The organism is Actinotalea ferrariae CF5-4, assembly GCF_000603945.1.
GTDB lineage: Bacteria > Actinomycetota > Actinomycetes > Actinomycetales > Cellulomonadaceae > Actinotalea > Actinotalea ferrariae.
In genome coordinates, this window is sequence record NZ_AXCW01000219.1 from 1 (window position 1) to 7171 (window position 7171).

At 72.9% G+C, this 7171-nt stretch carries 6 protein-coding genes and 1 pseudogene; 3 read left to right on the forward strand and 4 right to left on the reverse strand.

Annotated elements, in window-relative coordinates; all coding sequences use genetic code 11:
• Nucleotides 1–300 (reverse strand): annotated as a pseudogene (locus tag N866_RS14800) (DoxX family membrane protein); the annotation flags it as partial.
• A 279-nt stretch (nt 301–579) separates the two neighbouring features.
• Between N866_RS14800 and N866_RS14805 the strand changes: the two are divergent.
• The gene (locus tag N866_RS14805) at nt 580–1293 is read left to right on the forward strand and encodes a sigma-70 family RNA polymerase sigma factor (RefSeq protein ID WP_281173260.1); all 714 of its coding nucleotides are present in this window, start codon (nt 580–582) and stop codon (nt 1291–1293) included.
• Nucleotides 1290–1586, forward strand: coding sequence for a mycothiol system anti-sigma-R factor (rsrA, locus tag N866_RS14810; protein ID WP_245612611.1), 297 nt, complete (start codon nt 1290–1292; stop codon nt 1584–1586). Before N866_RS14805 ends, rsrA begins: the two co-directional genes overlap by 4 nt.
• Before the next feature lie 48 nt (nt 1587–1634).
• Here the strand turns inward: rsrA and N866_RS22800 are convergent, their stop codons facing one another.
• On the reverse strand, nt 1635–1709 hold the full coding sequence (locus tag N866_RS22800; protein ID WP_155859599.1) for a 50S ribosomal protein bL37: 75 nt from the start codon (nt 1707–1709) through the stop codon (nt 1635–1637).
• Between the two features lie 134 nt (nt 1710–1843).
• Here N866_RS22800 and N866_RS14815 point away from each other — a divergent pair, with 134 nt between their 5' ends.
• Nucleotides 1844–2932 (forward strand): type IV pilus twitching motility protein PilT, encoded by a 1089-nt coding sequence (locus N866_RS14815; RefSeq protein WP_034227724.1) that lies wholly within the window; start codon nt 1844–1846, stop codon nt 2930–2932.
• A 39-nt stretch (nt 2933–2971) separates the two neighbouring features.
• Here the strand turns inward: N866_RS14815 and N866_RS14820 are convergent, their stop codons facing one another.
• On the reverse strand, nt 2972–3577 hold the full coding sequence (locus N866_RS14820) for a GDSL-type esterase/lipase family protein (RefSeq protein ID WP_034227727.1): 606 nt from the start codon (nt 3575–3577) through the stop codon (nt 2972–2974).
• 91 nt (nt 3578–3668) lie between these two features.
• Nucleotides 3669–7171: multifunctional oxoglutarate decarboxylase/oxoglutarate dehydrogenase thiamine pyrophosphate-binding subunit/dihydrolipoyllysine-residue succinyltransferase subunit (locus N866_RS14825; RefSeq protein ID WP_034227730.1), on the reverse strand; the 3503-nt coding region annotated here is incomplete at its 5' end.

A 7171-nucleotide genomic window follows, 5' to 3' on the forward strand; every position in this document is an offset into this window, starting at 1 on the left:
GGGCCAGGGGGCGTGGGCGAGGGCCACGGGTGCGGTCAGGACGGCCAGGGCGAGCGCGGCGCTGCGCGGTGCGCGACCCACGGCCAGCGCGACACCGGCCGCGGTGACGGCTGCACCGTGCACACGCACCGCCGTCGTCATCCGACGCCGGTCCACCGTCGGCAGGTCGACGCGCTCCGCGAGCCGGCCGTACGCCTCCTCGGCGCGGTCCACGTGCGCCTCCGGGCGCCGGACGGCGTCGACGCCGTCGGCGACGAACGCGGTGGCGAGCAGGGGGCGAGCGATACGCCGGACCAGCATGGACGTCTCCTTCTCCGCGACGGACGTGCGCTGATCACGCTAGCCGCTCCCGCTGCCCCACGCCCGCCGGATGTGCAGGGCCCCGGGCGGCCGGGAATGCCCCGCCCTTCGGCCGGTGTTCGAACTGGCATGACTGCCACCTGCACGGCGGCCGTGGGGACCGCGCCGTCGACAGGCGTCGTCGGCGTCCGCGCACCGGTCCGACACGCCCCTTCCCTGGGCGACCGGTGGTCGCCGAGCCTGACGGCCCCGCCGCGTCCCGTCCGCTCCCGGGGACCCCTGACCCCGACAGCGGGCCCGCCCCGCCGGTCGGCGCCGGCCGTCGGCCCCGCCGCCCCCGCCGCCCTTCCCGGGCGGCTAGGCTCGGTGTCGATGAGCGAGGACACGCACCGGGCTCCGGCCGAGGAGGACGACGGCGCGCGCGCCCAGCGGTTCGAGGCCGAGGCGCTGGTGTACGTCGACCAGCTCTACTCGGCCGCGCTGCGGATGACGCGCAACCCGACCGACGCCGAGGACCTGGTCCAGGAGACCGTCGCGAAGGCCTTCGCCGCCTTCCACCAGTACCGACCGGGCACGAACCTGAAGGCCTGGCTGTACCGGATCCTCACGAACACGTTCATCAACAGCTACCGCAAGAAGCAGCGGGAGCCGCTGCAGTCCGGGTCCGACGAGATCGAGGACTGGCAGATCCACCGGGCGGCGTCGCACACCTCGGCCGGGCTGCGCTCGGCCGAGGCCGAGGCGCTGGACAACCTCCCGGACTCCGACGTCAAGGAGGCTCTGCAGTCCATCGGCGAGGAGTTCCGCATCGCGGTGTACCTCGCGGACGTCGAGGGCTTCGCGTACAAGGAGATCGCCGAGATCATGGGGACGCCGATCGGGACGGTGATGTCCCGCCTGCACCGCGGCCGGCGGCAGCTGCGCGAGCTGCTCACCGACTACGCGCGTGAGCGCGGGCTCGTCCCGGCCAGCACGGAGGGTGGGGGCCGGTGAGCCAGGAGCACGTGCCGCCCGCCGCCGGGACCTCCGGCGGGGACGCCCCGGTGGACTGCGCCGAGGCGCTGTCCCGGCTGTTCGAGTTCCTCGACGAGGAGGTCGCCGAGTCCAACGGCGACCGCATCCGGCAGCACCTCGCGGACTGCGAGCCGTGCCTGGCCGAGTACGACGTCGAGGACCACCTGAAGAAGCTCATCCGGCGCTCCTGCACGGAGGCCGCGCCGTCCGAGCTCCACGTGCGCATCCGGCAGCAGCTGACGGTCCTGCGCACCCAGGTGGGCGAGCTCTAGGAAGGACGAGAGAGGGCGGCGGGCCCGTCCGGACCGGCCGCCCTCGTCTCACGCGTTGGGTCGGTTGCCGTGGTTCGCGGCGCTGCCCTTGCGGGACCGGCGCTTGCGTCCGCGCTTGCTCATGGTGACTCCTCGTGGGGTGGGACCTTGCTCCCGGCGGGCCGGGCACACGAGCGGTCATCGTCCCACACCCGCTGCATCCAGCGCGCATCGCCCCGATGCCTCAGGTCGGGCCCTGCGGCGGCCGATAGAAGGGCGTGAGCACCGCACCGCAGTCCGTCGTCCCTCTCCTCCACGCGCTCGGGGGGTCCAACGCCTCCGACCTGCACTGCAAGGTGGGCTCGCCGCCCCGGCTGCGGGTCGACGGCCGGCTGCGTCGCCTCCAGGTCCCCTCCCTCACGCCTGCGGACACGGAGCGCATGCTCGAGGAGGTGCTGCCGGCGGACCTGCACGACGGCTTCAGGGAGTCGCACGAGGCGGACTTCGCCTACTCGCTCTCCGGGGTCGGACGGTTCCGCGTCAACGCCTACCAGGCACGCGGCACCGTCGGCATGGTCTTCCGCCGCGTCTCGCACTCCGCACAGACGCTCGCGGAGCTCGCGCTGCCCGAGGTCGTCGGTGAGCTGGCGCTGGAGCCCCGGGGTCTCGTGCTCGTCACGGGGCCGACCGGCTCGGGCAAGACGACGACGCTGGCGTCGATGGTCGACCTCATCAACACGTTCCGCGAGGTCAACATCGTCACGATCGAGGACCCGATCGAGATCCTGCACGCCGACAAGAAGGCGATGATCTCCCAGCGCGAGGTGCACCACGACACCGCCGACTTCACGGTCGCGCTGCGCGCCGCGATGCGGCAGGACCCGGACGTCATCCTCGTCGGGGAGATGCGCGACGTGGAGACGGTCCGGGCGGCGCTGTCCGCCGCGGAGACCGGCCACCTCGTCATGTCGACGCTGCACACCATCGACGCCCAGGAGACGATCAACCGCATCGTCGACTTCTTCCAGCCGTACGAGCAGAAGCAGATCCGGCACGCGCTGGCCCAGGCCCTGCGCGGCATCGTCTCCCAGCGCCTCGTGCGGCGGGCGGACGGCCAGGGCCGCGCCGCGGTCGTCGAGGTCATGGTCAACACGGGCCGGACCGCCGAGGCGATCCAGGAGCCGTACGACAACCCGCCGATCGAGGACCTCATCGCCGACGGCGAGTTCTACAAGATGCAGACGTTCGACCAGCACCTGTTCCAGCTGGTCCGCGACGGCGTCATCACCTACGAGGACGCGCTCACCGTCTCCACCAAGCCCCAGGACCTCACCGTCCAGCTGCGCGGGGCGGGCGTCGTCCACTGACGCCGGCGGGCTGCGGCCCGGGGGTGCGGTCGGCGGGGCTCAGGCGTCGTCGTCGGGCAGGCCGAGCCAGCGGTGCCAGCCGCCGTGCAGGACGAGCCAGGCCATGAGGCCGTACCCCGCCTGACCAGGCGTGCGCCCGTCACCGCCGGCGAGGTCCGTGAGCCACTGCTCGTGGTGCACGAGCGGGGTGAACGTGTCGACGTAGGGCACCTGGCGGCGCCGTGCGACGTCCCCGAAGGCCGCGGACAGCTCGGCCTGGCGCTCGTCGTCCTCGCGCGTCGACGGGGGAGGCCCGACCACGAACGTGTGGATCCGGCGCTGCTCCGCGACGTCGAGCACGTTCGCCAGGTTGAGCCTGCTGCGGGCCAGGGAGATGCCGCCGGCCAGGTCCGCGTGGCTCAGCCCCACGACGAGCCGGGCCTCCACGGCCGGGTCCTGGCCCAGGCGGGTCGCCGTCTCGGCCTCCCAGCGGGCGCTGAGCGCCGTCGTGGTCTCGCCCGGGACGGCGAGGGGCATGACGAGGGCAGGAGGGTCCGCCGGGGTGCGGGCGGCGACACGGCCGACCCACCCGAGGGCCTTGGGGTCTCCGTAGCCGGCGACGAGCTCGTCGCCCACGACGCAGATGCGCAGCGCGCGATCCGTCACCGTTCCTCCTGTCGGTCGTGCGGCCAGTCTGGCGCAGACGCACGACGGACCGACGGCGGCGCGCTGGGCGCCCGCCCCCGGCCCGCGGTGGTCATCGGTCGAACGCGGCCTCGACGAGGGCGACCTGCTCGCGGGCGTGCGTCTTGGCCGACCCGGCGGCGGGGGAGGCCGAGGCGGGGCGGGACACCAGGGTCACGTCCTTGCCCAGCACCTCGCGCAGCCGCGGGGCCAGGTGGCTCCACCCGCCCTGGTTCGCCGGCTCCTCCTGCGCCCACACGACCTGGGCGTCGCCGAACGGCGCGAGCGCCGCGTGCAGGGCGTCCTCGTCCAGCGGGTACAGCTGCTCGAGGCGGACCAGCGCCGTGCGGTCGTCGCCGCGCTTGACCCGCTCGGCCAGGAGGTCGTAGAAGACCTTCCCGGCGCTGAGGACGACGCGGTCGACCGACCCGTGGCGCTCGGCGTCCAGGTAGGTCTCGGGGATCACCGTGCGGAAGGTCCCCGAGGTGAAGTCCTCCACACCCGAGGCCGCGGCCTTGAGCCGGAGCATCGACTTGGGCGTGGCCACCACGAGGGGGCGGCGCGGCCGGTCGTACGCCTGCCGGCGCAGGAGGTGGAAGTACGACGCGGGCGTGGTCGGCATCGCGACGGTCATGTTGTCCTCCGCGCAGAGCTGGAGGAACCGCTCGACGCGCGCGGAGGAGTGGTCGGGCCCCTGCCCCTCGAACCCGTGCGGCAGGAGCAGGACGACGGACGAGCGCTGTCCCCACTTCTGCTCGGAGGACGAGATGAACTCGTCGATGATCGTCTGGGCGCCGTTGACGAAGTCGCCGAACTGGGCCTCCCAGAGCACGAGGGCGTCGGGACGCTCGACCGAGTAGCCGTACTCGAAGCCGAGGGCGGCGAACTCCGACAGCGAGGAGTCGTACACCCAGAACTTGGCCTGGTCGCTGGCCAGGTACAGCAGCGGGGTCCACTCCGCGCCCGTCCGCCGGTCGTGCAGGACGGCGTGCCGCTGCACGAACGTCCCGCGCCGGGAGTCCTGGCCGGCCAGGCGCACGGGGGTGCCCTCCAGGAGCAGGGAGCCGAACGCGAGGAGCTCGCCGTAGCCCCAGTCGATCCCGCCCTCGCGCGACATCTGCTCGCGCTTGGCGAGGAGCTGCTCGAGCTTGGGGTGGACGCTGAAGCCCTGGGGCGGGCGGACGTGGGCGCGGCCGATGCGGTGCAGGACCTCCGGGTCCACGGCCGTCCGCCAGCCGACCATGGTCCCGGCGTCCTCGAGCTGGGACTCGGGCTTCTCCAGCCCGGCGACCGGCTCGGCGCTGGCGGGCGGCGTGACGCCGCTCTCGCGCGTCTCGGTGAAGACGCGCTCCAGCTGCGACTGGTAGTCCTGGAGCGCCTGCGCCGCCTCGTCGACCGTGATGTCGCCGCGGCTGACCAGCGCCTCCGTGTACAGCTTGCGGACCGAGCGCTTGGCCTCGATGAGGTTGTACATGAGCGGCTGCGTCATCGACGGGTCGTCGCCCTCGTTGTGACCACGACGGCGGTAGCAGACCATGTCGATGATCACGTCGCGGGCGAACTCCTCGCGGAACTCGAACGCGAGCTCCGCCACCCGCACGCACGCCTCCGGGTCGTCCCCGTTGACGTGGAAGACGGGGACCTGGAGCCCCTTGGCGACGTCGGTCGTGTAGTACGTCGACCGCGACGACGACGGGCCGGTGGTGAACCCGACCTGGTTGTTGACGATGACGTGCACGGTGCCGCCGGTGCGGTACCCCCGGAGCTGGGCGAGGTTGAGCGTCTCGACGACGACGCCCTGCCCGGCGAAGGCCGCGTCGCCGTGGATGAGCACCGGCAGGACGGAGAAGCCGTCCCCGCCCAGGTCGATCCGGTCCTGCTTGGCCCGGACGACGCCCTCCAGGACCGGGTCGACCGCCTCGAGGTGCGAGGGGTTGGCGGCGAGGTAGACGCCCGTGGTCGCGCCGGTCTCCGCGGTGAACGTCCCCTCGGTGCCGAGGTGGTACTTCACGTCACCCGAGCCCTGGACGCTCTTCGGGTCCTGGTTGCCCTCGAACTCGGCGAAGATCTGGCCGTAGCTCTTGCCGGCGATGTTGGCGAGCACGTTGAGGCGCCCGCGGTGCGACATCCCGATGCAGACCTCGTCCAGACCGCTCTCCGCCGCGCGGGACAGCACGCCGTCCAGCAGCGGGATGAGGGACTCGCCGCCCTCGAGGGAGAACCGCTTCTGGCCGACGAACTTCGTCTGGAGGAACGTCTCGAAGGCCTCCGCCGCGTTGAGCCGGCGCAGGATGCGCAGCTGGTCCTCGCGGGGCGTCCGGGCGTAGCCCGCCTCGAGCCGCTCCTGGAGCCAGCGGCGCTGGCGCGGGTCCTGCAGGTGCATGTACTCGATGCCGATCGTCCGGCAGTACGAGTCGCGCAGGAGCCCGAGGATCTCCCGCAGGGTGGCCTTCGGCTTGCCGGTGAAGCCGGCGGTGGGGAACACGCGGTCCAGGTCCCACAGCGTGAGCCCGTGGTTCTGGATGTCGAGGTCGGGGTGGCGGCGCTGCCGGTACGCCAGCGGGTCGGTCTCCGCCATGAGGTGCCCGCGGGACCGGTAGGCGTGGATGAGCTCGGCGATCCGGGCCGGCTTGGCGGCCTCGGTGTCCGCGTCCACCGTGTTGTCGCGGACCCAGCGCACCGGCTCGTAGGGCACGCGGACGGCCGCGAAGACGCGGTCGTAGAAGCCGCCCTCACCGAGCAGCTTCGCGGCGACGACCCGCAGGAAGTCCCCGGACTGCGCGCCCTGGATGATGCGGTGGTCGTAGGTCGAGGTGAGGGTCAGGACCTTCGAGACGCCCAGCCGCGCGAGCTGCTCGTCCGAGGCACCCTGGAACTCGGCCGGGTAGTCCATCGCGCCGACGCCGACGATCGCGCCCTGGCCGGCCATGAGGCGCGGCACCGAGTGCACGGTCCCGATGGTCCCCGGGTTGGTCAGCGTGAGGGTGGTCCCGGCGAAGTCGTCGGTGGTGAGCTTGCCGCCACGGGCGCGGCGCACGACGTCCTCGTACGCGGCGACGAACTGACCGAAGTCCATCCGGTCCGCGCCCTTGATGCTCGGCACGAGCAGCTGTCGGGAGCCGTCCGGCTTCGCCAGGTCGATGGCGAGGCCGAGGTTCACCGCACCCGGCTGGACCACAGCGGGCTTGTCGTCGACGAGCGTGTAGCCGGCGTTCATCTCCGGCATCTCGGCGAGGGCCTCGACCACGGCATAGCCGATGAGGTGCGTGAAGGAGACCTTGCCGCCGCGCGTGCGGGACAGGTGGTTGTTGATGACGATCCGGTTGTCGACCATCAGCTTGGCCGGTACCGCTCGGACCGACGTCGCGGTCGGGACCGCGAGGCTGGCCTCCATGTTCTGCACGACGCGGGCGGCAGGCCCGCGGAGCCGCTCGACGGCGGGCTCGGGGACGTCGCGGTGCTCGAGGCGCGACGACGGCTGCTCGGCGTAGGGGGCCGTCGCGGGCTGGGCGGAGGCCACCGGCGCGGTGCTCGCGTCCCGGGCGGGCTCGCGGGGCGTCGTCGGCGTGGCCTGGG